At 62.6% G+C, this 26,097-nt stretch carries 29 protein-coding genes and 1 pseudogene; 15 read left to right on the plus strand and 15 right to left on the minus strand.

What is annotated here, in order from left to right; translation table 11 throughout:
• Positions 1 to 244 (plus strand): annotated as a pseudogene (locus ACLP2E_RS04970) (hypothetical protein); the annotation flags it as partial.
• Between the two features lie 221 nt (positions 245 to 465).
• Here the strand turns inward: ACLP2E_RS04970 and ACLP2E_RS04975 are convergent.
• Complete coding sequence (locus ACLP2E_RS04975; protein WP_442465327.1) at positions 466 to 1,224, minus strand: metallophosphoesterase family protein; 759 nt, start codon at positions 1,222 to 1,224, stop codon at positions 466 to 468.
• 59 nt (positions 1,225 to 1,283) lie between these two features.
• On the minus strand, positions 1,284 to 2,870 hold the full coding sequence (gene xseA / locus ACLP2E_RS04980) for an exodeoxyribonuclease VII large subunit (RefSeq protein WP_442465317.1): 1,587 nt from the start codon (positions 2,868 to 2,870) through the stop codon (positions 1,284 to 1,286).
• 93 nt (positions 2,871 to 2,963) lie between these two features.
• Between xseA and ACLP2E_RS04985 the strand changes: the two genes are divergently transcribed.
• Together ACLP2E_RS04985 and purD are read left to right on the plus strand one after the other, a co-directional pair.
• Entirely contained in the window at positions 2,964 to 3,245 is a 282-nt protein-coding gene (locus tag ACLP2E_RS04985) for a hypothetical protein (RefSeq protein WP_442462022.1), read from the plus strand.
• 60 nt (positions 3,246 to 3,305) lie between these two features.
• Complete coding sequence (purD, locus tag ACLP2E_RS04990) at positions 3,306 to 4,571, plus strand: phosphoribosylamine--glycine ligase (RefSeq protein ID WP_442462021.1); 1,266 nt, start codon at positions 3,306 to 3,308, stop codon at positions 4,569 to 4,571.
• Between the two features lie 98 nt (positions 4,572 to 4,669).
• Here the strand turns inward: purD and ACLP2E_RS04995 are convergent, their stop codons facing one another.
• Complete coding sequence (locus tag ACLP2E_RS04995; RefSeq protein WP_442465318.1) at positions 4,670 to 5,239, minus strand: flavodoxin family protein; 570 nt, start codon at positions 5,237 to 5,239, stop codon at positions 4,670 to 4,672.
• A 116-nt stretch (positions 5,240 to 5,355) separates the two neighbouring features.
• On the opposite strand from ACLP2E_RS04995, the gene ACLP2E_RS05000 reads away from it, so the two are divergent.
• Complete coding sequence (locus ACLP2E_RS05000; RefSeq protein ID WP_442462019.1) at positions 5,356 to 5,736, plus strand: winged helix-turn-helix transcriptional regulator; 381 nt, start codon at positions 5,356 to 5,358, stop codon at positions 5,734 to 5,736.
• On the opposite strand, the gene ACLP2E_RS05005 is transcribed toward ACLP2E_RS05000, so the two are convergent.
• The 8 genes from ACLP2E_RS05005 to ACLP2E_RS05040 form a co-directional block, all read right to left on the minus strand.
• Positions 5,733 to 5,942 (minus strand): hypothetical protein, encoded by a 210-nt coding sequence (locus ACLP2E_RS05005; protein WP_442462018.1) that lies wholly within the window; start codon positions 5,940 to 5,942, stop codon positions 5,733 to 5,735. The two genes, ACLP2E_RS05000 and ACLP2E_RS05005, sit on opposite strands and share 4 nt — an antisense overlap.
• A 185-nt stretch (positions 5,943 to 6,127) precedes the next feature.
• Positions 6,128 to 6,811, minus strand: a complete 684-nt coding sequence (locus ACLP2E_RS05010) for a winged helix-turn-helix domain-containing protein (RefSeq protein WP_442462017.1) — start codon at positions 6,809 to 6,811, stop codon at positions 6,128 to 6,130.
• A gap of 144 nt (positions 6,812 to 6,955) precedes the next feature.
• The gene (locus ACLP2E_RS05015; protein ID WP_442462016.1) at positions 6,956 to 8,518 is read right to left on the minus strand and encodes a Do family serine endopeptidase; all 1,563 of its coding nucleotides are present in this window, start codon (positions 8,516 to 8,518) and stop codon (positions 6,956 to 6,958) included.
• A 223-nt stretch (positions 8,519 to 8,741) separates the two neighbouring features.
• Complete coding sequence (locus tag ACLP2E_RS05020; protein WP_442462015.1) at positions 8,742 to 9,227, minus strand: cytochrome c-type biogenesis protein; 486 nt, start codon at positions 9,225 to 9,227, stop codon at positions 8,742 to 8,744.
• 3 nt (positions 9,228 to 9,230) lie between these two features.
• Positions 9,231 to 11,216 (minus strand): heme lyase CcmF/NrfE family subunit, encoded by a 1,986-nt coding sequence (locus ACLP2E_RS05025; RefSeq protein ID WP_442465319.1) that lies wholly within the window; start codon positions 11,214 to 11,216, stop codon positions 9,231 to 9,233.
• A complete protein-coding gene (gene ccmE, locus ACLP2E_RS05030; protein WP_442465320.1) occupies positions 11,213 to 11,680 on the minus strand; it encodes a cytochrome c maturation protein CcmE in 468 nt (155 codons plus the stop codon). The genes ACLP2E_RS05025 and ccmE overlap by 4 nt, the downstream gene beginning before the upstream one ends.
• A complete protein-coding gene (gene ccmI, locus ACLP2E_RS05035) occupies positions 11,677 to 12,801 on the minus strand; it encodes a c-type cytochrome biogenesis protein CcmI (protein WP_442462012.1) in 1,125 nt (374 codons plus the stop codon). Before ccmI ends, ccmE begins: the two co-directional genes overlap by 4 nt.
• A 10-nt stretch (positions 12,802 to 12,811) precedes the next feature.
• The gene (locus ACLP2E_RS05040; RefSeq protein ID WP_442465321.1) at positions 12,812 to 14,167 is read right to left on the minus strand and encodes an MFS transporter; all 1,356 of its coding nucleotides are present in this window, start codon (positions 14,165 to 14,167) and stop codon (positions 12,812 to 12,814) included.
• A gap of 109 nt (positions 14,168 to 14,276) precedes the next feature.
• Here ACLP2E_RS05040 and ACLP2E_RS05045 point away from each other — a divergent pair, with 109 nt between their 5' ends.
• The 3 genes from ACLP2E_RS05045 to ACLP2E_RS05055 all read left to right on the plus strand — a co-directional run bounded on the left by ACLP2E_RS05045 (position 14,277) and on the right by ACLP2E_RS05055 (position 18,121).
• A complete protein-coding gene (locus tag ACLP2E_RS05045) occupies positions 14,277 to 15,782 on the plus strand; it encodes a helicase HerA-like domain-containing protein (protein WP_442462010.1) in 1,506 nt (501 codons plus the stop codon).
• Between the two features lie 51 nt (positions 15,783 to 15,833).
• A complete protein-coding gene (locus ACLP2E_RS05050) occupies positions 15,834 to 16,730 on the plus strand; it encodes a hypothetical protein (protein WP_442462009.1) in 897 nt (298 codons plus the stop codon).
• A gap of 614 nt (positions 16,731 to 17,344) precedes the next feature.
• Complete coding sequence (locus ACLP2E_RS05055) at positions 17,345 to 18,121, plus strand: SDR family NAD(P)-dependent oxidoreductase (protein WP_442462008.1); 777 nt, start codon at positions 17,345 to 17,347, stop codon at positions 18,119 to 18,121.
• 142 nt (positions 18,122 to 18,263) lie between these two features.
• Here the strand turns inward: ACLP2E_RS05055 and ACLP2E_RS05060 are convergent, their stop codons facing one another.
• On the minus strand, positions 18,264 to 18,689 hold the full coding sequence (locus ACLP2E_RS05060; RefSeq protein WP_442462007.1) for a hypothetical protein: 426 nt from the start codon (positions 18,687 to 18,689) through the stop codon (positions 18,264 to 18,266).
• A gap of 5 nt (positions 18,690 to 18,694) precedes the next feature.
• Positions 18,695 to 19,564 carry a transglutaminase family protein gene (locus ACLP2E_RS05065; protein WP_442465322.1) on the minus strand — a complete coding sequence of 290 codons (870 nt, stop codon included), beginning with the start codon at positions 19,562 to 19,564 and terminating at the stop codon, positions 18,695 to 18,697.
• Between the two features lie 335 nt (positions 19,565 to 19,899).
• Here ACLP2E_RS05065 and ACLP2E_RS05070 point away from each other — a divergent pair, with 335 nt between their 5' ends.
• The 6 genes from ACLP2E_RS05070 to ACLP2E_RS05095 all read left to right on the plus strand — a co-directional run bounded on the left by ACLP2E_RS05070 (position 19,900) and on the right by ACLP2E_RS05095 (position 22,792).
• Positions 19,900 to 20,112 (plus strand): cold-shock protein, encoded by a 213-nt coding sequence (locus tag ACLP2E_RS05070; protein WP_442462005.1) that lies wholly within the window; start codon positions 19,900 to 19,902, stop codon positions 20,110 to 20,112.
• A 137-nt stretch (positions 20,113 to 20,249) separates the two neighbouring features.
• The gene (locus tag ACLP2E_RS05075) at positions 20,250 to 20,447 is read left to right on the plus strand and encodes a hypothetical protein (RefSeq protein WP_442462004.1); all 198 of its coding nucleotides are present in this window, start codon (positions 20,250 to 20,252) and stop codon (positions 20,445 to 20,447) included.
• 277 nt (positions 20,448 to 20,724) lie between these two features.
• Positions 20,725 to 21,054 (plus strand): hypothetical protein, encoded by a 330-nt coding sequence (locus ACLP2E_RS05080; protein WP_442462003.1) that lies wholly within the window; start codon positions 20,725 to 20,727, stop codon positions 21,052 to 21,054.
• Positions 21,055 to 21,082: 28 nt separating this feature from the next.
• Entirely contained in the window at positions 21,083 to 21,532 is a 450-nt protein-coding gene (locus ACLP2E_RS05085) for a hypothetical protein (protein ID WP_442462002.1), read from the plus strand.
• A 146-nt stretch (positions 21,533 to 21,678) separates the two neighbouring features.
• Complete coding sequence (locus ACLP2E_RS05090; RefSeq protein WP_442462001.1) at positions 21,679 to 22,242, plus strand: histidine phosphatase family protein; 564 nt, start codon at positions 21,679 to 21,681, stop codon at positions 22,240 to 22,242.
• Positions 22,243 to 22,321: 79 nt separating this feature from the next.
• On the plus strand, positions 22,322 to 22,792 hold the full coding sequence (locus ACLP2E_RS05095) for a hypothetical protein (protein ID WP_442462000.1): 471 nt from the start codon (positions 22,322 to 22,324) through the stop codon (positions 22,790 to 22,792).
• Between the two features lie 10 nt (positions 22,793 to 22,802).
• Here the strand turns inward: ACLP2E_RS05095 and ACLP2E_RS05100 are convergent, their stop codons facing one another.
• Positions 22,803 to 24,053, minus strand: a complete 1,251-nt coding sequence (locus ACLP2E_RS05100) for an alpha/beta hydrolase (protein ID WP_442465323.1) — start codon at positions 24,051 to 24,053, stop codon at positions 22,803 to 22,805.
• A 316-nt stretch (positions 24,054 to 24,369) separates the two neighbouring features.
• On the opposite strand from ACLP2E_RS05100, the gene ACLP2E_RS05105 reads away from it, so the two are divergent.
• Positions 24,370 to 25,149 carry an LssY C-terminal domain-containing protein gene (locus ACLP2E_RS05105; RefSeq protein WP_442465324.1) on the plus strand — a complete coding sequence of 260 codons (780 nt, stop codon included), beginning with the start codon at positions 24,370 to 24,372 and terminating at the stop codon, positions 25,147 to 25,149.
• 6 nt (positions 25,150 to 25,155) lie between these two features.
• Here ACLP2E_RS05105 and ACLP2E_RS05110 read toward each other — a convergent pair whose 3' ends face one another.
• Entirely contained in the window at positions 25,156 to 25,308 is a 153-nt protein-coding gene (locus ACLP2E_RS05110; RefSeq protein WP_442465325.1) for a hypothetical protein, read from the minus strand.
• Positions 25,309 to 25,488: 180 nt separating this feature from the next.
• Here ACLP2E_RS05110 and ACLP2E_RS05115 point away from each other — a divergent pair.
• Positions 25,489 to 26,097: methylmalonyl-CoA mutase family protein (locus ACLP2E_RS05115; protein ID WP_442465326.1), on the plus strand; the 609-nt coding region annotated here is incomplete at its 3' end.

Raw genomic sequence — 26,097 nt, forward strand, 5'->3', positions numbered from 1 at the left:
GCGGGTTGGCCTGGTAGGAACCAAGTTCAAGCGCATGCCGTTCATCGCAGGCAACGGCATTCTCCTTCTCATCCCCTCAGCGCTGTTTCTTGCATCCAAGGCTAGCGCCGGTGAGTTCGACACGAACTTCTACCTCGTGCAGGCGCTCGAACTCGTTGCGGGGGGCGTGAACATCACCCTGCTCGGCCTCAACATGCGCGACGGCCTGAAACTCAAGGGCTGGCTCCGTCGCCGTCATGCTTGATCGATGATCGGGAAAGGCGCTGCGCGCCATCCGTGGCGCCTATTTGCCAGACATCATGTGGCGCCACCCGCCCTCCCGCCAATGGCCGCTTATCCATTGCCACTCGTCACCCGACCAACGACCGGCTTCTGCCGACTTTTCCTTTATCGGTGACTTCGGCGGTTGTCCGCTCCCCGCTGATAGCCGCCTATTCCTGCGGATATCGGTTTTGGATTGCAAAATTACCGTCCCTCATACAGCCGTTCCGCTAAAAACTCCGGCAGGCCCGCCGCGAGAATTTTCTGCGCCGCCTTGTCGATGTCGTAGGGCACACGGATGGTATTGAGGGCGCCGCGCGCGTCGTCGTAGAGGGCGAAAGCGGCGAGCGGGTTGCCGTCGCGCGGCTGGCCGACGGCGCCGAGAACCGACAGCCAGCGCCGGCTGCGCGCCAAGGGCGTCGGCAGGTTGGCGGTGGGAGTGAATGGCGCCGGCGGCTTGCCGGGCGCCATATGATACAGCTGCGGCCGATGCACATGGCCGCAGAAGGTGACCTGCGCCGAGGTCGCGTTGAGCGAACGCTCCGCCACCTCGGCTCCGATGACGTAGATGAATCTTTCCGGCGCGCTGGCGTCGCCATGGACGTAAAGCGTCTCCACGCTCGCGCCGTTGCGGGTTGTGGCGGTGAAGGGCATGGCGGCGAGAAAGGCGCTCTGCGCGGCGTCGAGTTTTCCCGCCGTCCATTCGATCGCCTTGCAGGCAGCGGAATTCATATAGTCGCCGGGCCCTTCCACGGCGGCCAGATCGTGATTTCCCATCAGGCTGACGGCGCCGTGAGCGCAATCCTGCGCGACGCAATCGACGATATAGGAAGGATCTGCGCCATAGCCGACGAGATCGCCGAGATAGACGAATTTTTCCGCGCCGAGGCGCCGCGCTTCCGCTCGGCAGACGTCGAAGGCTTCGCGATTGGCGTGAATGTCGGTCAGGAGGGCGATAAGCATTTTGATCCAGGTCAAAGGAAATTTATTCCTATTCCAGAATCGAGCGCAAGTCGCGCTTCCTAGAACAAGCTTCCCTGCCCGCCTTCCGGCGGTTTTTTCGTCGCATTTCTTGGTTTCTTCGCCGGAGCGCCATCAAAGGCGCCTTCCGCCGTCGCCGCGATCCTGCCGTCGGAAAATTGCAGGCTGAGCGAAGTACCCGGCGGCGCCTGGGTGACGGAATGGACGGCGGCGCCCGTCGCGTCGCGCACCAAGGCGAAACCGCGCTGCAAAATCGCGCCGTAGCCGAGCGCGAAACGCAATTGATCGAGATGCGCGAGTTTTTCGCGGCGGCGGCCCATCGACGCCGCGAGCGCGGCGGAAAGCCGGGCCGCCAGAACCTGACGCCCTTGCTCCCGCGCCGCCAGATCGCGCCGTAGCAGCCTTCCGCGGGAGGCGAGAGCCGCGTGAAAGCTTTTCGCCAGCGTCTCCAGTCTTTCCCGCCGCCTTTGCGTCAGCGGCGCGCGGGCGGCGTCCAGACGAAAGGACAAAGTGTTCAGCCGCCCCGTCACCCGCTGTAATTCGGCCTGCGGCGCGTGGCGCGCCAGCAGACGCGACGCCTGCGCCAGAGCCAGTTGCCGCCTGCCGAGCGAGGCCAGCAGCGAGGCGCGCATCTTTTCGCCCGCCCGGTCCAGCCTTTGGCGCGGCGTGGCGAGCAGCGATTCGCCGCCCGGCAGCGCGCGCGCCAAAGCCCGCAGGTCGGTGCGGCGGCGATCGAGGGCGCGGAAAATCGCGTCGGTATGGCGGCGCGACAAATCGGCGACATCGCTGATGAGTTCGGAGCGCACCGGCACGGCCTTTTCGGCGGCGCCGGTCGGCGTGGGCGCGCGCAGATCGGCGACGAGATCGAGCAAAGTCCAGTCGGTCTCGTGGCCGATCGCCGAAATCAGCGGAATTTGGCTCTCGGCCGCCGCCCGCAAAACTTCTTCCTCGTTAAAACTCCAGAGGTCTTCCAGCGATCCGCCGCCGCGCGCGACGATCAGCAGGTCGGGACGCGGAATTTTGTCGCCCGGTTTCAAGGCGTTGAAGCCGCGAATGGCGTTGGCCACTTCCTGCGCCGATGTCTCGCCCTGCACCCGCACCGGCCAGACCATAACGTGGCGCGGAAAACGGTCGTGCAGGCGGTGGAGAATATCGCGGATCACAGCTCCGGTCGGCGAAGTGACGATGCCGATGATCTTGGGCAAAAAGGGAAGCTTTTTCTTGCGCGCCTCGTCGAACATTCCCTCGGCGGCGAGTTTCTTGCGTCGCTCTTCGAGCAGCGCCATCAGCGCGCCAAGACCCGCCGGCTCCAACTGCTCGATGACGATCTGATAGGAAGATTTTCCCGGAAAAGTGGTGATTTTTCCTGTGGCGATAACCTCGAGCCCCTCCTGCGGCTTGGTGCGCAAACGGGAGAACACGCCTTTCCACACCACCGCGTCGATGCGGGCGTTGGCGTCCTTCAGACAGAAATAGGCGTGGCCGGAAGAATGAGGCCCGCGATAATTGGAAATTTCGCCGCGTAGCCGGACATGGCCGAACTGGTCCTCGATGGCGCGCTTCAGCGCCCCCGACAGTTCGGAGACGGTGAGTTCGGGCGCGTTGGTCAGCGGGGCGGATTCGCTCATGGAACAAGGCTAACAATTTTGGGCCCGCTCTGGCGAGCGGAAGATTTGGCGCCGAATATGCTCGACAGACGAAAAATATCCCATGGAGCCGCCATGCCGTCGATAAAGGTCGCCCAACTGAACGAACAAGGCCAGGAAATGGTGATCGTCATCATGGATAGTTCTTTCGCCCGCGCCTCACTGAGTCAGCAGGAAGCGACGATCGGGCAATTGCAGTCCTTGTCGAACGCCTCCGGACTCAAAGGCACGGTGGCGATGGTCTGGGACGCCGACGGCAAGATGGATTATCTCGTTCCGCAGCCCTGGCATGAGTTTTTCCGCAGCCTCACGCTTGAAGACGTACGCAGCCGTGTCAACGCTGACATTTCGTGGTGATGCGGCAAAGTTGAAACGTTGCTCGGCCTCGCCTAAACAGACAGCGAAACGAGGCCATTCATGAACATCCTTCTTATCGGCTCAGGCGGCCGCGAACATGCGCTCGCCGTTGCGCTCGCCAAAAGCCCACAGCTGGAAAAACTGTTCGTCGCGCCGGGCAATCCCGGCACGGCGAGGATTGCGTATAATGTCGCGCTCGACGCCACCGATTTCGACGCCGTGATCGCCTTCTGCCGTGTGCAGAACGTCGGTTTTGTCGTGATCGGGCCCGAGCAGCCCTTGGTCGAGGGACTGGTCGACGCGCTGGAGGCTGCTGGCTTGCAAGCTTTCGGGCCGAGCAAGGCCGCCGCGCGGCTCGAGGGCTCGAAAGGCTTCACCAAAGACCTTTGCGCCAAATATCACATCCCCACCGGAGCCTATAAACGATTCACCACGCGCGAACCGGCGCTGGCCTATTTGCGCGAACAGGGCGCGCCGATTGTCGTCAAGGCGGACGGGCTCGCCGCCGGCAAGGGCGTGGTCGTCGCCATGACCCCGTCCGAGGCCGAAGCGGCGGTGGAGGACATGTTCGCCGGGGCCTTTGGCGAAGCGGGCGCGGAAGTGGTGATCGAGGCCTTTCTCGAAGGCGAGGAGGTCTCGTTTTTCGCGCTTTGCGACGGCGCCAAGGCCTTGGCCTTCGCCTCGGCGCAGGATCACAAACGGGTCGGCGATGGCGACACCGGCCCCAATACCGGCGGCATGGGCGCTTATTCCCCGGCGCCGGTGATGACGCCTGAAATTTCCGCGCGGGTCATGGCGGAAATCATCGAGCCGACCGTCGCAGCGATGAAGGCCGAGGGCTCCCCGTTCAAAGGAGTTCTGTTCGCCGGACTGATGATCGGCCGCGACGGGCCAAAACTGATCGAATTCAATACGCGTTTCGGCGATCCGGAATGCCAGGTGATGCTGGCGCGGCTGCAGGACGATCTGCTCGGCCTGCTGCTCGCCTGCGCCGGCGGTCGCCTGCCCGACGCGGTGCATCTGTCCGACAAGACCGCGCTCACCGTGGTGCTGGCGGCGCAGAATTATCCGGCGGCGCCGCGCAAGGGCGGGTTGATCGAAGGGATCGACAAGGCCGAGCGGATCGAGGGCGTCAGCGTCACCATTGCGGGCGCCAAGCTGGTGGACGGAAAGCTGGTCGCCAACGGCGGCCGCGTGCTCAATATCACCGCGCTCGCCGACGATGTGGCGCAGGCGCAGGCTCTGGCCTATCGCGGCGTCGACGCCATCGATTTCCCCGAAGGCTTTTGCCGCCGCGACATCGGTTGGCGGGCGGTGGGGCGGTAGGGCGACCATCATTGCGAGCGGAGCGAAGCATTCCGGTCTGGACAGGCCACTGGATTGCTTCGTCGCTTTCGCTCCTCGCAATGACGGTTGCGAAGTTTTTAGCCCTTCAGCTTCTTCGCCAGTTCCGCAACGCGGACGCCCAACAGTCGCGCCGTTTCGAGATCGCCTTTGCGCGGCGCTTCTGCCGGCGAGGCGTCGGCGGGCGAGATCGCGAGGGCGCCGGCGGACCCCGCCGTCCAGTTGACGTCGTCCGGACCATGCGCCTTGGTGTTGCTCGGCATCAGCCCGGCGCCGACCCAGATCTGGCCGTGCTGCATGGCCAGCGTGACGAAATAGGAGATGGTCGAAAATTTGTCGCCATTGACCGAGGCCGAATTGGTGAAACCCGCCGCGACCTTGTTCTTCCAGGCCTGGCCGAACCAGGGTTTGGACGAGGCGTCGGCGAATTTTTTGAACTGCCAGGCCGCTCCGCCCATATAGGTCGGGCTGCCGTAGATGATGGCGTCGGCGCCCGCCAGCGCCTCGAATTCGCCCTCCGGCAGGTCGCCGTTCGCATCGATGCGGTAAAGCTTGGCGTCAGCGACCGAGGCCGCGCCTTCAAGCACGGCTTCCGCCTGTTTGGCGGTGTGGCCATAGCCGGAATAGTAAACGATGGCGATTTTCGTCATGGTCGAAGTCCCTTTTCCTCGCCCCTTCGAGAGGCGACGCCACCGACATAGGCGACTTGATTTCTTTTTGAAAGTAGTTACCTAAAGGATACTGATTGCATAAGCGGAGATTTGTGATGGGCGAAGGCAGGAACAGCCATGACGAATGCCCGGTCGACAGCCTGCTGAACAAGATCGCCGGACCATGGACGACTTATATTCTCTATCTTTTGCGCCAGAACGGCGTGCTGCGCTTCGGCGAGTTCCGCGCCCATATGCCCGGCATTTCCCCAAAAGTCCTGACTGGAAGATTGCGGCGGTTGGAGGCGGACGGGCTGGTCCTGCGTGACCAGCGCCCAACCATTCCACCACAGGTCTTTTACAGCCTGACGGCGCGCGGCGCGGAGTTGAAGGACATTCTCGACGCGATTGGAGCGACGGCGCAGCGCTGGGCCGAGGAAGACGCCGTCCCGGACTCGCGCTCATCGGCCATTGCCGAATCGTCAGACGGCTATTAAGCCGCAGCCAGCAATTCGGGAGCGCCCATCGTGCAGGCCTTGTCTTTTTCGCAAACCGGCGATCTTTCCGCTTTGGCGCTGGTCGAGCGCCTGACGCCCACGCCAAGGGAGGGCGAGGTCCTGGTCGAGGTCAAGGCCGCGGGCCTCATGATTTGTTCGACGACCCTCAGGCGCATGCCAGTTTTCAAACAGTCGGAATCATTCATGTCTTTTTCTCCCGGAGTGACGGAGCGCTCCGAATAGCCCCAAGACAACGCAGCGAGTATCTTATGGGCCAGGTCGGCCCGAAGGAGGATTTGAAGCCCACGGCCTCTATCTGACGACAAGAAGTCGCAGCCCGCATCTGATTGCGGATATCTTGCGAGATTAACTCCCCCTCGCAAGACGAGTCTCACGCCGCCCCTTCGCGCAGGGAATAGCCGGCGCCACGCACCGTTTGCAGCAAGGGGACGTGATGTCCCTTGTCGATTTTCCCGCGCAACCGCGAGATATGCACGTCGATCACGTTGGTTTGCGGATCGAAGTGATAATCCCAGACATTTTCCAGGAGCATCGTGCGGGTCACCACCTGGCCGGCGTGGCGCATCAGATATTCCAGCAACCGAAATTCGCGCGGCTGCAGCACGATCTCCTTGCCGGCGCGAAATACCTTGTGTTTCAGGCGATCCAGTTCGAGGTCGCCGACGCGGTAAAACGCCTCCTCGCCCAATCCGCCCGGGCGGCGGCGCGACAGGATTTCGACGCGGGCGAGCAGTTCGGCGAAAGCGTAAGGTTTCGACAGGTAATCGTCGCCCCCGGCGCGCAAGCCTTTGACGCGGTCGTCGACCTGGCCAAGCGCCGAAAGGATCAGCACCGGGGTTTCGATCTTCTGCGCCCGCAATCCTCCGATCAGCGACAATCCGTCGAGCTTGGGCAGCATGCGATCGACGATCAGCACGTCATAGCCGCCGCTCTCGGCGAGCGCATAGCCGGAAAGTCCGTCGGCGGCGGAATCCGCCATGTGCCCAGCCTCGCGAAAAGCCTTGACCAGATAGGCGCTGGCTTGGGAATCGTCTTCGATGATGAGAATGCGCATGGAGGCATTTTAGCGCGGAGCTTGGGAATTACGAAACAGCGAAATTACGCGCCGCTGCGCAAAAAATCATAAAAAAACGGCAGATCGGGAGGGGGTGTCCCGATCTGCCGCCAGTTACGGCGCATTAATTATGCGCCGACCCCCTCACGACGGATCGGAGGAGATAGCCAGAAAATGCATGTTGTCACCGGATTTCACGCGCAGCAGCACGGCGTGGCGGCCTTCCTTTTTCGCCGTATCCAGCGCCTTGACCACGTCTTCCGGCCCGGCGACCGGCTTGCCGCCGGCGTCGAGGATCACGTCTCCGGCACGCAGGCCTTTCTGCGCGGCGACCCCTTCAGGATCGAGTTCGGTCACCACCGCGCCCTCCTTGCCGGCGCCAGCTACCGAGTTCGCCGGCGACAGGCTGAAGCCGAACCCGGAGAGCGACGTCTTGGCCGCTTTTTCCGGAACCGTTTCGGCCTTGGCCTCCTTGTCGGATGGCAACTGCCCGAGCTTGAGGCTGGCGGTCTTGTCGGCGCCATTGTGGATAAAGGTCAGGTCGACCTTGGCGTCGGGGCCGAGCGCCGCGATCTTGCGCGACAATTCGCGTGGGCCTTCGACCTTTTCACCGTTGACGCCGGTGATGACGTCACCGGAGGCGATGCCCGCGCTAGCAGCCGGCGTGTTGGGCTGGGCCTGCGCCACCAGCGCGCCGCTGGTCGATTTCAGGCCGAGGCTTTCGGCGATTTCCTGCGTCACCGGCTGGATCTGCACGCCGATATAGCCACGCGCCACCGTGCCCTTGGTCCTGAGCGCGTCGATCACGTCCTTGGCGACTTCCGACGGAATGGCGAACCCGATGCCGACGCTGCCGCCTGAGGGCGAATAGATCGCGGTGTTGACGCCAACCACATCGCCCTTGGCGTTGAAGGTCGGACCGCCGGAATTGCCGCGGTTGACCGCCGCGTCGATCTGCAGGAAGTCATCATAGGGGCCGGAGCCGATGTCGCGGCCACGCGCGGAAACAATGCCCGCCGTCACCGTTCCGCCGAGGCCGAAGGGATTGCCTACCGCGATCACCCAATCGCCGACGCGCGGCATGGTTTCAGAAAACTGCACATAGGGGTAAGGGCCGCCCTCGGTGATTTTCAGCAAGGCCAGATCGGTTTTCTTGTCGACGCCGATGATCTTCGCCGGAACCGACTTGCCGCCGTCGAGCGTTATCGTCACGTCGGTGGCGCTGTCCACGACATGGTTGTTGGTCACGACATAGCCGTCGCTGGAAATGATGAAGCCGGAGCCCAGCGCCTGGCCTTTGTGGGAATGGGGCAAGGGACCGCCATTGGGCATGCCGTTCGGGCCGCCAAACCGCTTGAAGAAACGATAGAGGGGATCGTCGGGCGACAGCGGCGGCATGCCGGGAGGCAGGCCTTCGCCCGCGCCCGGATTTTCCGCGTCGGCCTTCTCAACAACATTGACCTTGACCGCGACGACCGCGCCTTTGACGTGATCGACCATGTCGGCGAAGGAGGGCGGGCTGGCGAAAACCAGGCCCTGGTTAACCGGCGCTTCGGCATGGGCGGGAAGCAGAGCGAGGCTGGAAGCGGCGCCAAAAAGAGCGGCGGCGCCGACGGCGCCGAGCAATAACACGCGCACGGGCGACTGGCGTCTTTCGCGGAAAGGCGACAGTTCACTGCGGGGGGTGCGCGGGGACCAGTTCACCATCAGGGACTCCATATTGAAAAATCAGCGAGGGCCTGATCCATGATGCTGCAATTTCATGGATCAGGCTTTCTGCATTTACGCGTTTTCCGAACTCGGCGGGGGGTAACGCTCCGATTGGAAAACCTCTGCAGTCGCTTCGATGGTTAATATGGGAGACGACGGCTTACGCCGCCGTTTCTGCTGCATGAACATTTGGTAATCTTTCAGGAGGCGTCGCGGAGTGTCACGCCTGCCCGCCGGGCTGGTCGCCCAGCAGCGCCTTGAGCTTTTCGCTCTCATCGACCGAAAGCGGCGCCGCGGGCTTTTCCGTGCGCTTGCTGCGGCTGTAGCCGACCATGGCGGCGCCGCCCAGAGCCAGCAGGACGAAGGGCGACAGCCAGAGCATAGCCGTGTCCCAGGCGAAGGGCGGCTTCAACAGGATAAAATTGCCGTAGCGCGCGACGAGAAAGGCGCGAATCTGCTCGTCGCTGTCGCCGGCCTGCAAATGTTCGCGCACCAGAACGCGGAGGTCCTTGGCCAGCGTCGCGTCGGAATCGTCGATCGACTGGTTCTGGCAGACGAGACAGCGCAGGCCGGCGGAAATTTTCCGCGCCCTTTGTTCAAGCCTGGCGTCGGCAAGGATTTCGTCGGGTTGCACGGCTAAGGCCGGGGCCGCTGCGCCGAGCGCCAGAACCAGCAAAGCGAAAAGCCCGAAAACTTTTTTACGCATGGCTCAGCTCGCGGTCCGGGCGGAGGCGCCGAAAGCCTTGGCCGCGCGGTGGGCGACTCCCACCCGCAACCGCCGGTCGCTCAGGGACAGGCCGCCGCCGAAAGCCATCACCAGGGCGCCGAGCCAGATCAGCGACACCAGCGGCTTCCAGTAGAGCCGCGCGTCGAGCGTCCCGTTTTCATTCTGGTCGGCGATGCTGACATAGATCTGGCCGAAATTGAGCGTCACGATGCCCGCCTGCGACGTCCCCATCCGGCGGGTGGTGAAAAAGCGCTTCGACGGTTCGATCAGGGCGACAATGGCGCCATCGCGACTGACGCTCATATGGGCGACGGCCTCCTTGTAATTCGGCCCCGCATCCGAGGTCATGGCGATGACCTGCAATTGATAAGGGCCGACGCTGTATGACTCGCCGGTTTTCATCGACACGATCTTTTCCGCGCCCCAGCCGCTCGCCGCCAGGCCGAGCATGGTGACGCCGAGCCCGGCATGGGCGAAGGCCGCCCCCCAGGCCGACAAGGGCAGGCCTTTCGCACGGGAAAAAACGTTCTTCGAAGCGCGCAGGCCGGCGGGGAAAATGCGGCTGAAAACCTCGACGAAAGAGCCGACGATCAGATAGATCGCCACGCCCGCGCCCACGAAAGCCACCACCGGCGCGCCATGCGCCCAATAAAACGCCGCCATGGCGGCGAAGCCGCAGGCGGCGGCGAAATAGAGGCGTTGCGCGGCGGCAAAAAAATCGCCGCGTTTCCAGGCCAGATTCTGCCCGATCGGCATCAGCAGCAGGAGCGGCGCGAACAGCGGCCCGAAGGTCAGGTTGAAGAACGGCGCGCCGACCGAAATCTTGTCGCCGTTCCACGCCTCCAGAGCCAAGGGATAGAGCGTGCCGACGAACACGGCGGCGCAGGCGGCCGAAAGCAGGAGATTGTTCACCACCAGCGCGCCCTCGCGCGAGATCGGCGCGAACAGCCCACCTTGCGACAGGGTCGGGGCGCGCAGCATGAACAGGAACAGCGAGCCGCCGATGAACAGCACAAGAATGCCGAGGATGAACAGACCGCGCTGCGGATCGCTGGCGAAGGCGTGAACCGAGGTCAACACGCCGGAGCGCACCAGGAAAGTGCCGAGCAGCGACAGCGAAAAGGTGAGAATCGCGAGGAAGATCGTCCAGATTTTCAGCGCCTCGCGCTTTTCCATCACCGCGGCGGAATGGACCAGCGCCGTTCCGGCGAGCCAGGGCAGAAGCGAGGCGTTTTCCACCGGGTCCCAGAACCAGAAGCCGCCCCAGCCCAGGGTGTAATAGGCCCAGTAGGAGCCCATGGCGATGCCGAGCGTCAGAAAGCACCAGGCGGCGAGCGTCCAAGGACGGATGAAACGGGCGAAGGCGGCGTCGATGCGTCCGCCGATCAGCGCGCCGGCGGCAAGCGAAAACACGATCGAAAAGCCGACATAGCCGAGATAGAGCAAGGGCGGATGGATGGCGAGGCCGGGGTCCTGCAGGATCGGATTGAGATCGTTGCCCTCCATCGGCGCCGGCGACAGCCGCGCGAAAGGATTGGAGGTCAACAGGATGAACAGCAGGAAGGCGACGCCGAGGCAGCCCTGGACCGACAGCGCGTCGGCGAGCAGGCGCGGCGGTATCGTCCGCGAAAAGGTCGCCATGGCGGCGCCGCTCAGGGTCAGGATCAGCGCCCAGAGCATCATCGAGCCTTCGTGATTGCCCCAGACGCCCGAGATTTTATAGATCAGCGGCTTGGCCGAATGGGAATTCTCCACCACATTGGCCAGCGAGAAATCCGAAACCACATGGGCATAGGTCAAGGCCGCATAGGACAAGGCGACAAAGGCGAATTGCGCCAGGGCGGCCGGCCGAGCCAGCGCCATCAACTGGGCGTCGCGCGCCCGCGCGCCCCAGAACGGCAGCACCATCTGCATCACTGCGAGCGCCAGCGCCAGAACCAGCGCGTAATGTCCGATCTCATCGATCATTGGGTTGTCGCTCCGGCGCTGACCTTGGCGCCCTGTTCCTGCCAGACGCCCTGTTTTTTCAAGGCGTCGGCGACTTCGCGCGGCATGTAGCGCTCGTCATGCTTGGCGAGAATGGAATCCGCCGCGAAAACATGCGCCTGGTTCAGCGCGCCTTCGGCCACCACGCCCTGCCCTTCCTTGAACAGGTCGGGCAACAGCCCGGTATAGGACACCGGCACGTCGTTCTTGCCGTCGGTGACTTCGAAAGTAATGCTCTTGCCATCGAGATGGACCAGCGTGCCGGGTTTCACCAGACCGCCGATGCGCAGGCGCTGGCCGGGGCCGACATTCTTTTCCGTCATTTCGGTCGGGCCATAGAAAAACACCACATTGTCGCGCAGGGCGAAAAGCACCATCCCGACCGCCAGGCCGAGCAGGCCGAGCGCAGAAAAGATCAAGGTCAGCCTTTTCTGCTTGCGCGTCATTTCTGCTTCAACCCCAGTTCCTGCGCCAAAGAGCTTAAGTTCTGCTGCGCCGCGGCGTCGTTCTTCAAGGCTTGTTGCGCCTCAGCGAGAGCGGCCTGCGCCTTGTCCTGCTCATTCAATACTTTATAGGCGCGAATAAGGCGCTGCCACTCTTGCGCGTCGCCGCCCTGCGCGGCTAGACGCTGCGCCAGACGCTCGACCATGGCGTTGATGGTCTTCTGCTGCTCATCCCTCGGCTGCGCGGCGACAGCGGCGGCGGAAGCCGCCGGCATAGGCGCCGTCCCGGAGGCCGCCGGGGCGCCCTCGACCGGCGCGTCGAGCATGGCGAGCTTTTCCGCCACCGCCTTGGCGACCGGCGAATCGGCCGGCAGTTCGGCGATCATTTCGCTCCAGATTTTGCGTGCGCCCTCGACGTCGTCGTGCTGCGCTGCCCCTAGTCCCAGGAAATAACGCGCTTCCATATATTTCGGATCGATGGCGAGAGCGCGACGGACCTGCTCCTCGGCCTCGGGCGTCACCACGCCGTCAGAGGCATAGGCCAGAGCTTCGGCGTAACGCACTCGGCGCTCGGCGGTATCGCCTAAAAGTTTGATCGCCTGTTCGCGGGCATGAACGGCGTCGTCGAACCGGCCCATGCGAAGGTAGACCGGGGCGACGACTTCATAGGCGCGGCCATCGTCCGGGTGAGCGGCGAGATGCGCCTCGATTTTCGCCACGGCGGCGCCGATGTCCATCGCCGACGGCTCGCTGGCCAGCCGTTTTTCGCGCGGCAAATCCGGCAAGTCCGGATGGCCAATCCTGGTGTAAAGCCCGAGCGCCAAGGCCGGGATGGCGAAAATCGCCAACAGCGCCGCGATCCTTCTCGCACGGGGCGAATTCGTGAGCGCCACTTCCTCCGGCGCCGCCGCGAGCAGCCGGCGCCCAGCCTGCGCCTTGGCGGCCTCCGCCTGATCCTTGTCGAGCATCCCGCGTAAAAGCTCGGCGTCGATCTCGGCGATCTGCGCGCGATAAAAGGCGACGTCCGCCGCGTCCTCGCGGGGTTTGGGCGCGGAGCGCGACAAGGGCCAAAGCAGGGCAAAAACCGCGAGTCCAGTCAGGATTGCGAAAACGAGCCAGATCATGCGCGGACCATTAGCTTTTTCTGAAGGTCATTGAAAGCGCCGTCTTGTCGCTGGAAGTCTTTGCCGCGGCGACTTCGCCGTCGGCCGTCGCGGTCAGGTCTTTCGGGATCAGCCAGAGGATCGGCAGGATGGCGGCGTAGACAACAATAGTCATCACCACGCAGATTTCGAAGCCGCCGTAATTCTCGTAAAGGCTGGTTCCCCAGACGTCGCCAAAACGCGTCGCGACATAATAGAGCGCGGTGGACATCATCAGCACCGTGCCCTGCAGGCCGGGCGGACAGGAGCGAATCAGAAGATCGAGATAGGCGGCGTTGGCCATGCCGCCCATAAGTCCGATCGAGACGGCGGCGATCATCGCCCCGCTCACCGAATGCACGAACAAGAGCGGCGCGAATTGCGGCACGGCGAAGACCGTGCTCCACAGCAGAAGTTTTTTCAAAGCGACGCGCCGGCAGAGCAGGCCATAGAGAATGAAGGTCGGGATATAGGAGCCCCAATAGATGGCGTTCCACACGCCCCAGTCGCCGTCGGAGCCGTGAAGCTGGTTCTGCAGATGATATTGCAGCGGCGTCGAGGCGCCGGGATTGAAATTCCACAACAGCCAGATCGCCAGCGCCGGATAGATCGGCCAATGCTTCGCCAGCCTGATCAAATCGGCGCGCGGGCGGTGAACGTCCGGATCCTCGTGATGGACGTTGTCATAGACCACGGCGGGCCGCCAAAGCGCATAGATCAGGACCAGCCCCGTCATCGCCGCTCCGGCAAGAAACATCACCCGCGCCGCCAATTCGGGATCGCTGCCTTCGAGAAGATCGCTGAATTTTCCGCCGAGCACGAAAGTCGTCACCACCGGAACCATGCCGAAAATCGACCAGACCGCGCTGACCCGGCCCGACATGACATGCTGCTGGCCGATGGTCGAGGACAGGCCGTTCTGGGCGCTGGAGACGAACAGGAAGGCGGTGGTCAGCGTCAGGATAGCGGCGAGCAAAGAAAAGGTCGACACCGGCGTGAAGGCGAAAATCAGGTCGAGGACGCAGCCGATCAGGCTGAACAGGATCATGAAGCCGCGATCCCTCATGCCGAACGGATGCCAGCTATCGCGGATGAAGCCAAACACCGCGGCGAAATAGAGCGGCAGGGCCGAGACCAGCCGAAAATTGGCCATTTCATGCGCCTGCAACTGCAATTTATTCTTGAGCAGGAACGAGACCGGCAGGTTGAGCAGGCCCTCATTGGGGTCGCCGAGGCCGAGAATGGCGATCAGGGCCGCGAGATAGGCGAAAATGCGCCAGCGCGCCGCCAGCGGCAGATCGGTCGGGTTTGCGGCGTGCGGCTCAAGCTCGGCTTGTGCAAGGGACATAGCGCCAAAAAATCTCCGACACTCATGCTGGACGGGCGCGAAAAACTCGCCAGAAGCGGCCGCGCGCATTATCCTCTGACATAATCAGGCAGAAAGAGCGATTCCCTCCATGGCCGAAGACCCGCGAAAAATTCCCGGCAAGATTCTCGTTGGCAAGAGCGACGATTACGACTACCTGCTGCTGCGCTACGCCAATCGCCACGGCCTCGTCGCCGGCGCGACCGGGACCGGCAAGACGGTGACGCTGCAAAAGCTGGCGGAAGGTTTTTGCGAGGCGGGGGTCAGTGTTTTCGCCGCCGACGTCAAGGGGGACCTTTCCGGGATCGCCATGCCCGGCGACGGCGCAAAACCCTTCGTCGCGCGCGCCGCGGAGATCGGCGTCAAATATGAGCCGGACCAGTTCCGCTGCGTCTTCTGGGACATTTTCGGCGAAAGCGGCCATCCGGTTCGCGCCACCGTCGCCGAAATGGGCCCGCTGCTGCTGGCGCGGATTCTCGAACTCAACGACACCCAGGAAGGCGTGCTCAACATCGCCTTTCGCGTCGCCGACGAACAGGGCCTCGCCCTGCTCGACATGAAGGACCTGCGCGCCATTCTCGGCTATGTCTCGGAAAACGCCAGCGAATTGCAAGCCCGCTACGGCAATGTCGCGCCGGCGAGCATCGGCGCGATCCAGCGGCGCCTGCTGGTGCTGGACAATCAGGGCGCCGACAAATTCTTCGGCGAACCGGCCCTCGACATCAACGATCTCTTGCTCAAGGACGTGGACGGGCGCGGCTTCATCCATATCTTGCGAGCCGACAAGCTGATCCGCAGCCCGCATCTCTATGCGACTTTCCTTTTCTGGCTGCTGTCCGAGCTTTTCGCCCGCCTGCCGGAAGTCGGCGATCTCGACAAGCCGAAGCTGGTGTTCTTTTTCGACGAGGCGCATTTCCTGTTCGACGACGCGCCAAAAGCCCTGCTGCGCGCCATCGAACAAGTCGTGCGGCTGATCCGCTCCAAGGGCGTCGGCGTTTATTTCGTCACCCAGAGTCCGATCGACGTGCCGGACATCGTGCTCGGTCAATTGGGCAATCGCGTCCAGCATGCGCTACGCGCCTTCACGCCGCGCGACCAGAAGGCGGTCAATGTCGCCGCCGAGACTTTTCGCCAGAATCCCGCCTTCAGCACCGCCGATGTCATCACCAAGCTCAAGGTCGGGGAAGCCTTGGTTTCTATGATGGAGGAGAGCGGCGCCCCGGCCATCGTGTCGCGCGATCTGATCGCGCCGCCCGCTTCGCGCGTCGGCCCGATCACCGCTGCGGAACTGACGGAAGTTCAGGCGTCCAGCCCGTTCAAGGGCAAATATGATGTCGCCGTGGACCGCGAATCCGCATTCGAGATCCTGCAGGCGCGGGCGCAGCAGCGCGCCACCGGCGCGCCGGTCGGGCAAAACGAGGACGGCGGCCTGCTGTCGCAGATCGGCGCGGGACTGGAAGGCCTGTTCCGACCGAGGGGACGGCAGAAATCGGTCGGCCAGACCATCGTCCAGTCGGCGACCAATTCCGTCGCGCGCTCGGTCGGTTCGGCGATAGCCCGCGCCATCGTGCGCGGCGTCACTGGCGGGATGAAATAACTCGGCTAAGCTGCTGTCGACTTCGGAACGAATCGAAGGAGAGGTGTGCGAATGATCCGGAACGTCACGACGCTCGACGCGAGCGATTTTGCCATGCGCAATTGGACGGGGCGCGAGGCGGGCCCTATCCGGATCGGGTCGCCCGAACATTTGCGCCTGTTCACGCGGATGCTGCTCGATACGCATAACCCTTACAAGCCAGCCGTCATCGATTGGCCGAAACTGGCGCCGGATGCGCTGGAGCGGGTGACATCGCTGCCGATCTGGGACATCGCCGTCCAGACGGAAGGAAGGGCGTCGATAAGGGTCAAGACTTTTGCCGAAACCATCCACGACCCCGTCTTGCGCGAGGCGCTGGAAATGGACGCTGGCGAGGAGGCGCGACACAAGGTCGTCCTTTCCAAACTGGTTGAGGCTTATGGGATCAAGCTCGCCCCCGAGCCGGAATACGCCCCGCCGAGATATCCCATGTGGGCGTGGCTGGTGACGGGCTACAGCGAATGTATCGACAGTTTCTTCGCCTTCGGCCTGTTCGAGAGCGCGCGCCGGTCCGGCTTTTTTCCCAACGAACTGATCGAGACTTTTGAGCCGGTGATACAGGAAGAAGGGCGTCATATCCTGTTCTTCGCCAATTGGGTCGCCTGGCGTCGCCGCACCCTGCCCTTGTGGAAACGCCCAATTTTCCGCCTCACCGAATGGGCCGTATGGGCGTTCCTGATCTGGGAGCGAATCGGAATCGCCCGCGGTCTCGACAACGCGGGCGAGATGCAGGACGCCAATTTCGCCATGCAGGGCTCAAGCTCGGTGGGTGTCGAGTTGTCTCCGGCGGAATTGATCGATCTATGTCTTGTCGAAAATGACCGCCGGATGGCCGGCTATGACGAGCGGCTGCTTCGCCCACGGCCGGTTCCCGCCCTCGCCCGCTTTGCGCGTCGGTTCCTGAAGTGATGAAAGCCGCAGGGGGCTGCTGACCGAAAACAACCGAAAATTCATTGCGAGCGAGGCTGCGCCTTGCTTCCCGGCATTGTCCGTCGTCGCTTGAGGACCGGCGGCGAAGAAGCAGCCACGCGCCAATGCCGAGCGCTGGATCGAGAATCCCGAATGTCGTCATGACATGAGGAAACACGCCAGCCAGCGCCAGAGGTATGAGCACCAGGGGAACCAGCGTCACTCGGTCAAACACCGAAGCGGCGACGAATTGCTTTGCGCCCGAACGGCCGCCGAACAAGTAAAGCCAACCAACGACCGCGATCATCATGCCCAGCACACGGCAAAGCGCTTCCTCATGCCCGGCAAAACCGGAATCCAGGAAAACAGTCTGGATCACGCCCGGCCAGACCAGCATCACAGCGCCGGACGCCAGATAAAAGATCCCGTTGATCGCCGTGTATTGGGACGAGACGGACAAATCGGAAGGTTTTTTCAACAAGATCCGCGACAACGGACATTGGCGTCCTCCCTTTTTCCAAATGGATAAACAGCATTTTTTGATCGTTCTCGCGCAGCGATGATTTGAGCTTATGATGCCGAAGTTCGCATGTCACTTGACGGCGGGGGGGACGATGCAGAAATTCGCGCTTGTTACCGGAGCTTCGAGCGGCATAGGCGCGGAAGCCTCAAGAGAACTCGCTGGCCTTGGCTTCCACGTCATGCTGGTGGCGAGAAACGAGGCGAAACTGGCTGAACTCGCCGCCTCGATCGGGCCGATGGCGAGCTTCGAGGTCTGCGACGCCGCCTCGGGCCAGGAAGTTTTGGCGATGGCCGATCGGATCCGGAAAAGCCACGGCATTCCCGATGTCATCATTCATTGCGCCGGCGCCGGCCGATGGAAACGCATTGAAGACACCCCGCCGGCGGAGGCCGTAGAGATGATCGGCGCCCCCTATCTTGCCGCATATAATGTCACTTACGCCTTCATGCGCGACATGCTCGCACGCGGATCGGGACGTATTGTTCACATCAACTCGCCCGCCTGTTACATGGCTTGGCCGAGCGCGGTGGGCTATACAGCGGCGAGATTTGCGCTGCGGGGGCTGCACGAGGCGCTTTGCCAGGACCTTGCCGGAACCGGCGTTCAAAGCTGCCATATCGTGTTCGGAAGAGTCTCTTCCGAATATTTCGAGCATAATCCCGGCGCGGCGGAAAATATGCCGGGGATCGCCAAAACCATCCGCACCCTTTCGCCCGCCGAGTGCGGACGCGTGATCGCCGGCGTCGTCACGCGTCCAAGGCGCGAAACCATTCATCCCTTCGTGCTTCGCGTCTATTACTGGAACAACCGGTTCGCGCCATCGCTGGTTCGCTGGCTGTTGCGGGTCACAGGCGCCCGAAGAACCTGACGCCCGCGGGTATAAAAACGCATCCATCGCGCTCCCGGGAGCCTGATTAGAGCCGGCTAAGAAGATTGTGCGTGCAAATCACCCGAAGCTAACACTTGATTTATCTGTCCTGAATCACCACTTTATAAAAACAGCCAAGCATTCATGATTTTTCGAAACGAAAAGCTGTCGCAGCAATGCTTATGCGCACGCCGATAGTTTGGCCAAAAATATTTATCGTGCGCCTTACTAAAGGAATATGAAAATGACAAACGTCTTTTATGTTGCAGCGCTGATCATTGGTGTCGCGCTTGCCGGAGCCCCCGCAATGGCGGGGGAGCGACTTAACGATGGATTGATGGGCGCCGGCGCTGGCGCCATTGTCGGCGGACCTGTCGGGGCCGTCGGCGGAGGCGCGATAGGCTATGTTGCGGGTCCCAGCATCTCCCATGGGTTCCATCATCATCACCATCACCACTATGCCCATCACTACTGAACGGCTTTTCTGGCCGATTGGCAAAAGCCTCGATCCTCGCAAGAAAGGGCCGCCATGCAGCGGCTCTTTTTCATTTAAAACCTTTCCGGCCACCGATCTCAGGCCTGCGCCGTGACCTCGACTTCCACCGACATGCTCAGAAAGGCGTCCGAGGGGCCGACGAAACTGCCGCCCACCGGCATCGCCTGCCTGATGTCGCGCGCCACCGCCACGGGAATCAGATTGTAGCCGCCGACGCTGCGGTTGGTGGGATCGAAGGTGATCCACCCGGCGCCGGGCACATAAACTTCCGCCCAGGCGTGGGTGGAGCCCGCACTGGACGACCCGCTGACACTGGCGTCAGCGACAAAGAGATAGCCGGAAACGATCCTCGCCCCAAAGCCGAGACAGCGCGCGGCTTCGACAAACAGCACCGCGAAATCGCGGCACGAGCCCCAGCCGCGATCGAGCGTCTCGACAGGCGACTGAACGCCCTCGTCGTCCCGGCTTTGATAATTGATCCATCGCGACACGCCGACACTGAGATCCTTGAGCAGCGCCAATGTATCCGTCCGGACGCCGCCGACGAAGGCCCAGGTCCAGTCGCGCAACCGGCCGTTTCGATCGGAATATTGCTGGAACATCAGGGCGCCGAGATCGGTCTGCTCGTCGTCGGCGTAGCGAAACGGATAGGAGATGGCCGACGCCGCGACATCGAACACCGGCCAGGGCTCGGCGCCGAGTTGCAGTTGCGTGACGCTGTCGATCACGAGCATGTCGACGCTGACGCCAAAAACGGCGGCCGCGACAGAATTGCCGAACACGTCCTGCGAATGGGTCAGCGATGCGGCGGGATTGATCCTCACCTCATGCGAAACCACGCGAAGGTCGCGGTTTTCTCGCGGGCGCAGCATAAGTCGATGCGGCCCGAGGCTCACCTGCCGCTGGTATCGATAGGTCGTCCTGTGTTGGATTCGCAGCGCGATCAACGAGATCTCCAACAAGGCGGGCGGGTGGGCGCACATATTAGCACCCGCAGCATTTTTCGCGCAGCCCTCGGCTCATGAGAAAAAGCGAATGGACTGCATTCGTGAAAATACTTCGTTCAGCACGCCGTCAGCTATTGCGTGACAAGATAAATCTGCTCAGGCCTTGTATTTTTGACGCTGACCCCCACCTAAGGAAAGTCGATAGACGGATCTCCGTGTCAATTTTCTTTGGAAATTATTCAACGGCAGGCCGCAAACATTCAGCAAAAAATGCGATTTCGATGGTCGGCGGCAGCGCTGGCGTGCATTTGTAACGTCTCTAGAAAGGGGTTTCCATGTCTCAGGGAACCGTCAAGTGGTTTAATTCCGAAAAAGGCTTTGGCTTCATTGCGCCGGACGACGGCGGCAAGGATGCCTTCGTTCACATCAGCGCCGTAGAGCGCTCGGGTCTCAACCAGTTGCGCGAGGGTGACAAAGTTTCCTTCGAACTCGTTGCGGACCGCAAGAGCGGCAAGATGTCGGCCGAAAAGCTGGAAATCGTGTCCTGACGCTTTTTTGCCGCGGGTTGCAAAACCTGCGGCTAAGCCTGCGCTTTTCCAAGTCGACCACGGATGTACTGGCGACTTGACCCGCGATTTCTTCTCGCTCGCGCGAGGCGGACTCGCCGGGGGAAAGGGCACGGCGCATGCAAAGCCCCGCGCCTGATCAAGGTTGCGGGGTTTTCACCATCACGCATCGGGAGATTGTCATGGCTCAGGAACACAAGCGCAGCAACCGCGAAGTCAAGAAGCCGAAAGCAGCCAAACCGGCCAAGGAACCGGCCCCCTCCTTGATGGCGGCGGGCAGGCTCACGCCGATCAAGGCGCCAAAAAAGACTCATTGAGGACGACACATGCCTGTACGCACCACGGAAACCACCGTAACGTTCAGGCGTCCGTTTGCTTTGCCAGAGTTCGAAGCTCCACAGCCGGCCGGAACCTATCGTCTGTTGACAGACGAAGAAGAGATTACCGGCTTGTCGTTTGTCGCCTTTCGTCGCGTCGGGACCATGTTGCGTCTCCCCTCTCTGGCGACGTCGGGCAGACCGGAACAGATGATTTCAATCGACGCCAAAGACCTTGCGGCCGCCTTGACCGCTGACGGCGAGAACAGGTGAGACCATGGCCTTCAAGACACAAGCGCTGCGTTATCTCGGCGGCATCTCCGGAAACGGGGTCGTCACGCAAAACGGAAAAGAAATCGCGCCGGCAAAATTCGATCTCGACGGCTATTTTCGTCCAGCCGTTGGCGTCACGGGTTCCGGTGAAATCCAGCTTTCGGGCGACGTGCTCAAAAGTCTGTTCGGTCGCACGGACCTGCAACTCCTGACCGACCAGGGACTGCTGCTCGCCCTGCGTTTTTCGGACTCGACTTTGCCCGCGGCAAGCGAAGTCGCCCATGTCGATGTAAGCGGGCAGCTTTCCACGGCGCCTGAGGATTGGCGTCAATAGCCAAAATAACTCAAGGATTGGACCCAGCGTGCCGCAAGCCTTCCCTTCGCTTGGCCCGGAATACGAGCCTTTCCTTTATGCCGTGGTGTGCGACGAGGGGAACGGAACCTCGCTGACCATGGTTTCGGCCATCGCGCGCACCGGCGCCGATCCCTGGAAGGAAGCGGCGCGCATCGCGAAATTGCCTAAAGCCGCCGCGCTCGAAGACTTGGCTCGCATGATTCCGGATGGCGGCGGCGCCGATCGCAGCGCCATCGCCGACCGCCTTTTTGCGCTTCTTCCCGACACGCGCGCCAACAGGAATATTCCCTTCGTCGGCTCCACAAGCGCCGTCCCGCTCCGCAACCGCCTCATCCCGGCTGTCATCGTGCTGCTGATCGCGCTTGCCCTCGTTTCCATTTTCAGGAAGACGCCGGCCATCGATTACGGTCAGCAACCGGCTTCCTCCGCGCCGGCCGCCGACAAAGCCGATCGATGACCGCAAGCTCGCGAAATTGTCCCCGGGCTCCGACAATCCGCCGATAGCAGCGGATTGTCGGGAAACAACCCCCGTCTCAAGCCGTTTGAGTTTGGAAGGCAAATCGAGATCAGCCGTGCGGGGCGGTAATTTCCGGGGAGGCAGCCATGTCAGCGCTTACGATCCTAATCATACGGCATGCGGAAAAGCCCGACGAAGCTTGGCCGGGGCCCGGCCTGACGCTGGCCGGAGTGGAGGACGATAAATCGCTGGTAATCCGCGGCTGGCAACGCGCGGGGAGTTGGTCCGCGCTATTTGGAGCCGGGCGTGGCGGCCTGGATTTCCCGCAACCTTCGATGATCTACGCCGCCGATCCCAACGCCGCCGGCGAGGGAAGCAGCCACCGGCCCTTCGCAACCATCACGCCGCTTGCCGCCCGGTTGAATCTGACGCCAAACGTCTCTTTTTCCGTCGGGCAGGAAGCCCAGCTTGTCCGGGAAATCGTCAATCTGGCCGGATGCGTGCTGATCTCCTGGGAGCACAAGTCGATTGGAAAGTCGATCCTTCCAGCCCTGGCGAATGGCCAGAACATTCCGGACATGCCGGCCAAATGGGACGGGAAGCGCTTTGACGTCGTCCTGCGCTTCGACCGCAGCGTTGCCGGAGCGCAGTGGGCTTTCCGCCAACTCTTTCCCTGCCTGCTATCCGACGATTCCGACACTCCGATGTAACCGGACGGCGTTTGACACAAAAACGCTTCTGCCCATCGACGTTTTTGAGCCTATCATTGGCTTTTCCGTGGAGGGGCCAATGGATATCAGGCGAGGCGGTCAGGAAATATTGCTCAATGGCTTGGCGCTTGTCCTTGTCGGGTTGATTTGGGGACTGGTCGCGCCCCACACGCCCTACCCGCGATTGGCCCTCGGAGCGCATCTGCAGTTCGAGTTCAACGGCCTGCTGCTCATAGTAATGGCCGCCCTGCTGCTGAAGTTCGACCACGCGGTCGGCCCGAAATCGCTGCTGGTGATGCGGCTGAGCGCATGGCTGACCTGGCCGATGGCGCTCTCCGAAGTCGCCAACAGCTGGTGGGGCACAAAAGACATTCTTCCCCTCGCAGCCCGGCAGGCCGAAGCAGGCGGCGGGCAGCCATGGCAGGAGGCGACCGTCGCCTTGACGCATATAAGCGCCGGTCTTTGCCTTATCGCGGCCTGGGCGCTTCTGGTGGCGGCCTTTGCACGGAACGCCACGCCGACCGCATCCTGTCTGCGACAGTCCGATTAACAGAGAACAATCATTTCCCGACCGCCGTCGCGTCGGGCGTCGCGGGTGCCGCCTGCGGCGCCGCGTCGGGCGGCGGCAGCGCTTCCGTCGCGATCGCTCCCGGCGGCGGGCGCACGCTGCGGTCGGCGCCGGCATCGATCACCGCCTGTTCGCCGGCCTCGGAGGCGCGGGGCGCATTGATCGTCGCACCGATCTCGCGTAGGGCCTGCGGCGCCTCGGCGTAATTGTCATGACCGATCAGCCCGGTCGAGAGATCGGAAAGATCATAGACCTTCACTCCCAGCTTTTCGATCATTTCACGGTCCTTCTCGGACCCTGGATCAATGGCGCCGAGACGGCGGTCGCCCTGGATGCCGGCCGAAACCTGCAAGGCGCGGTCACCCTTGGAGACAAAGATCGAGAAGTGCGACGGATCGAGCCGCGCCAGCTGCGCCTTGAATACCGTCAGGTCGATGTCCGGCGACGCCAGCAAGACGTCGCCAAGCTTGCCGTGCAGGTCGGGCGACCCGGAGATGGCGGATTCGCGGAGCGTCTCCATGGTCAGCCAGGTGCCCATGGAATGGGCGAGAATATGTACGCGGCCGACGCCGGGCGTCTGGCTGAGTTCGTCGAGCAGTTTCAGATAGGCGTCGCGCGAGGCGGTGGCGCTTTCCTTGTCGGCGCCATAGGCGAGCAAGGCCGATTTCGACGGCCAGGTGAACAGCACCGGCACGCCGCCGAACCTGCCGTCCACCACAATTTGCGCCAGGCGGTTGCGCGCCTCTTCCATGGAAGTGTTGAAGCCGTGCACATAAACCAGCACGTCGCGATTGACCCCGATGCGGCCCGACACCTGGGAGGCGACTTGGGCGCGAAAGTCCTCGTCGTCGAGCCAGCTGTGGCCGACCAAAGCGAAATGATGCGCCGGATCGGGCTTGCCGAAGCCCGGCTTTTCAATCGTCCCGGCCTTGTGGCCGGGCGGCACGGAAATGAAGTCGAGCGACGCGCGGGCCTGCGCCCCGGGCGTGAGTTCCGTCGAATGCGAGCCGCCCTTGCGAGTCGAGACGACGAAGATCGGCGTCGAATGGGCCGGCGCGTCCGCCTCGCCGCCGAAAAGCCCGCCAACGCCGCTGGCGCCGCGCGCGACGCCGTCGCTCACGTGGGAGCCGAGATCGGAGCCGGCCGCGGCCATGCCCACCGTGGTGCATCCCGACAGGCCGGGAAGCAAGGTGAGGCCGAGGACCGCCAGTCCCGCCCGCCATTGATTGATCGCCAGTCGCATTTGCCTATTCCATTGGAGCGTTTTCAAGCGATGAGCCTGGTCGCGTCAACAAAGCGCGTCAAATCAAGAAACTAGAGGCTCAACCCGTTTTCAGTTGGATCGGGAAAAAATTCCAGCCGCCGCAAGAAACGAAGGCCAATTGCTTAAAATTTCGTTTAATCGCCGAACTTCATCTTGCACTGGCCGCGTCGTGCTGCCGACATGCGCGAAAAAGGCGGCGACAATACGACGACCGGATTTATGCTGTCGAAACAGCCGCCCTCGCCTGATGGGCAGGAATCTGCAAAGAATGGATCAAACCCGGAGAACACAGGCCATGCACGGCCTTCATATCGTTGTAGCCGTCCTGGCGATCTGGCTGGTGCTGGCCTATCTCGCCCTGCCCGCGATCTGGAAGCGCGCGGAACGGCAAGCCGTGCTCGCCGGCCGTGAAATGGTGACCCGCACGAGCCAGGGCATAGAAGGCGATCCGATCAATTTCGGACTGGTGGGCGACGAGCCCGAGGTTTTATGCGCCTTTCGCTCGGCCGGCTGGATTCTGGCCGATTCGGTCACCTTGCGCTCCAGCCTGAAGATCGCCGGCAGCGTCGCGCTCCACCGCCCCGATCCGGCGGCGCCGGTCAGTCCGCTGTTTTATGACGGACGCGTCGAGGATCTGGCGTTCCAGCTGCCCGACGGCGTTTCCGCCGCGCATCGCCACCACATCCGGCTCTGGCGCATCGGCGACAAGGTCTTTCACGACCGCCCGCTGTGGCTCGCGTCCGCCAGCTATGATCGCAGCGTCGGCTTGAGCCACTTCACCTTGCAGGTGACGCATCATATCGGCCCCGATCTCGACGCCGAACGCGAATTTGTCGGGCAGGCGCTCGGCAAGGCCGGGGCGATCCGCTCGTTTTTCCAGATTCAGGGGGTGGGCCCGACCTTGCGCGGGAAGAACGGCGGCGGCGACCGCTATTTCACCGACGGCGAGGTGCTGATCGGCGTCGTCGCGGAGAACTGCCAGTTGAATCCCGGCGCTCCCGTAGCGCCGCCGGACAATCCGCCGCACGTCGATCTGCGCAGTTCGATCATTCACACCCTCGGCGGGCGAGGATGACGCGCGTCAGCGATGGTTCCGGTCGTGGTGACGCGCGCCGGAATGAGGATGATGATGCTGGGTCGAATGGTCCATGTGGCGATAATCGGCCGAGGCGCCTGAAGAAATGGCGAAACTCGCGAGACAGGCGAGCGATGCGGCGACGAGGATCTTGATCATCGGTTATGAACCTTTTGGCGTCGAGTTGGAAAGCTTGATTGGGTCTATTAGGGTGCGGCAAACCGAAATTACAGCAAAATCGCGCTCATCGGCCTCCTCCGCCTTCGACAAAGGACATCTGGCGCAAGCTCGCGCAAAGTGGCAAAAGGTCCCGCGAAGCCAATCAGGAGACTTTTCGCCATGGCAGCGACCGAGCAAGCGGCGCCCTTCATCGACACTTTTGCGCCGGGCGCCGACGAGCAATGGCGCCAGCGCGTGGAAGTCGCCTTGAAGGGAGCGCCGCTGCAAAAGCTGGTCGCCAGGACTTATGACGGTTTCGACATTCAGCCGCTCTATGCCCGCGCCACCGGCAAGCCGCGCGCCTTCCGCGCTGAGCGCGAATGGGCGGTGTCCGCCCGCGTCGATCATCCCGAAGCCGACGCCGCCAATGCCCTCGCCTTGACCGATCTCGAAAATGGCGCCAACGGCCTGCATCTCGCCTTTGTCGGCTCGGTCGGCGCTTATGGTTTCGGGCTGCCCGACGCCGCCGCCCTCGCCCCGGCGCTGGCAAACGTCCATCTCGACGCCGGCCTGCGCCTTGTGCTCGACCTGCCGGCTGAGGCCGACGCTTTCATTGCCGCCTGGCTCGACCTCGTCGCGGCGCGAAACTACGATCCGGCGAAAATCGACGTTTCCTTCGGGCTCGATCCGATCGGCGCTTCAATCGTCCAGGGCGAGGTCGTGGACTGGGAGGTCGCCGGGCCCAAGCTCGCGCAACAGGCCGCGCTGCTCGCCTCAAAGGGCTTTACC

Source organism: Rhodoblastus sp. (assembly GCF_052145335.1).
GTDB lineage: Bacteria > Pseudomonadota > Alphaproteobacteria > Rhizobiales > Beijerinckiaceae > Rhodoblastus.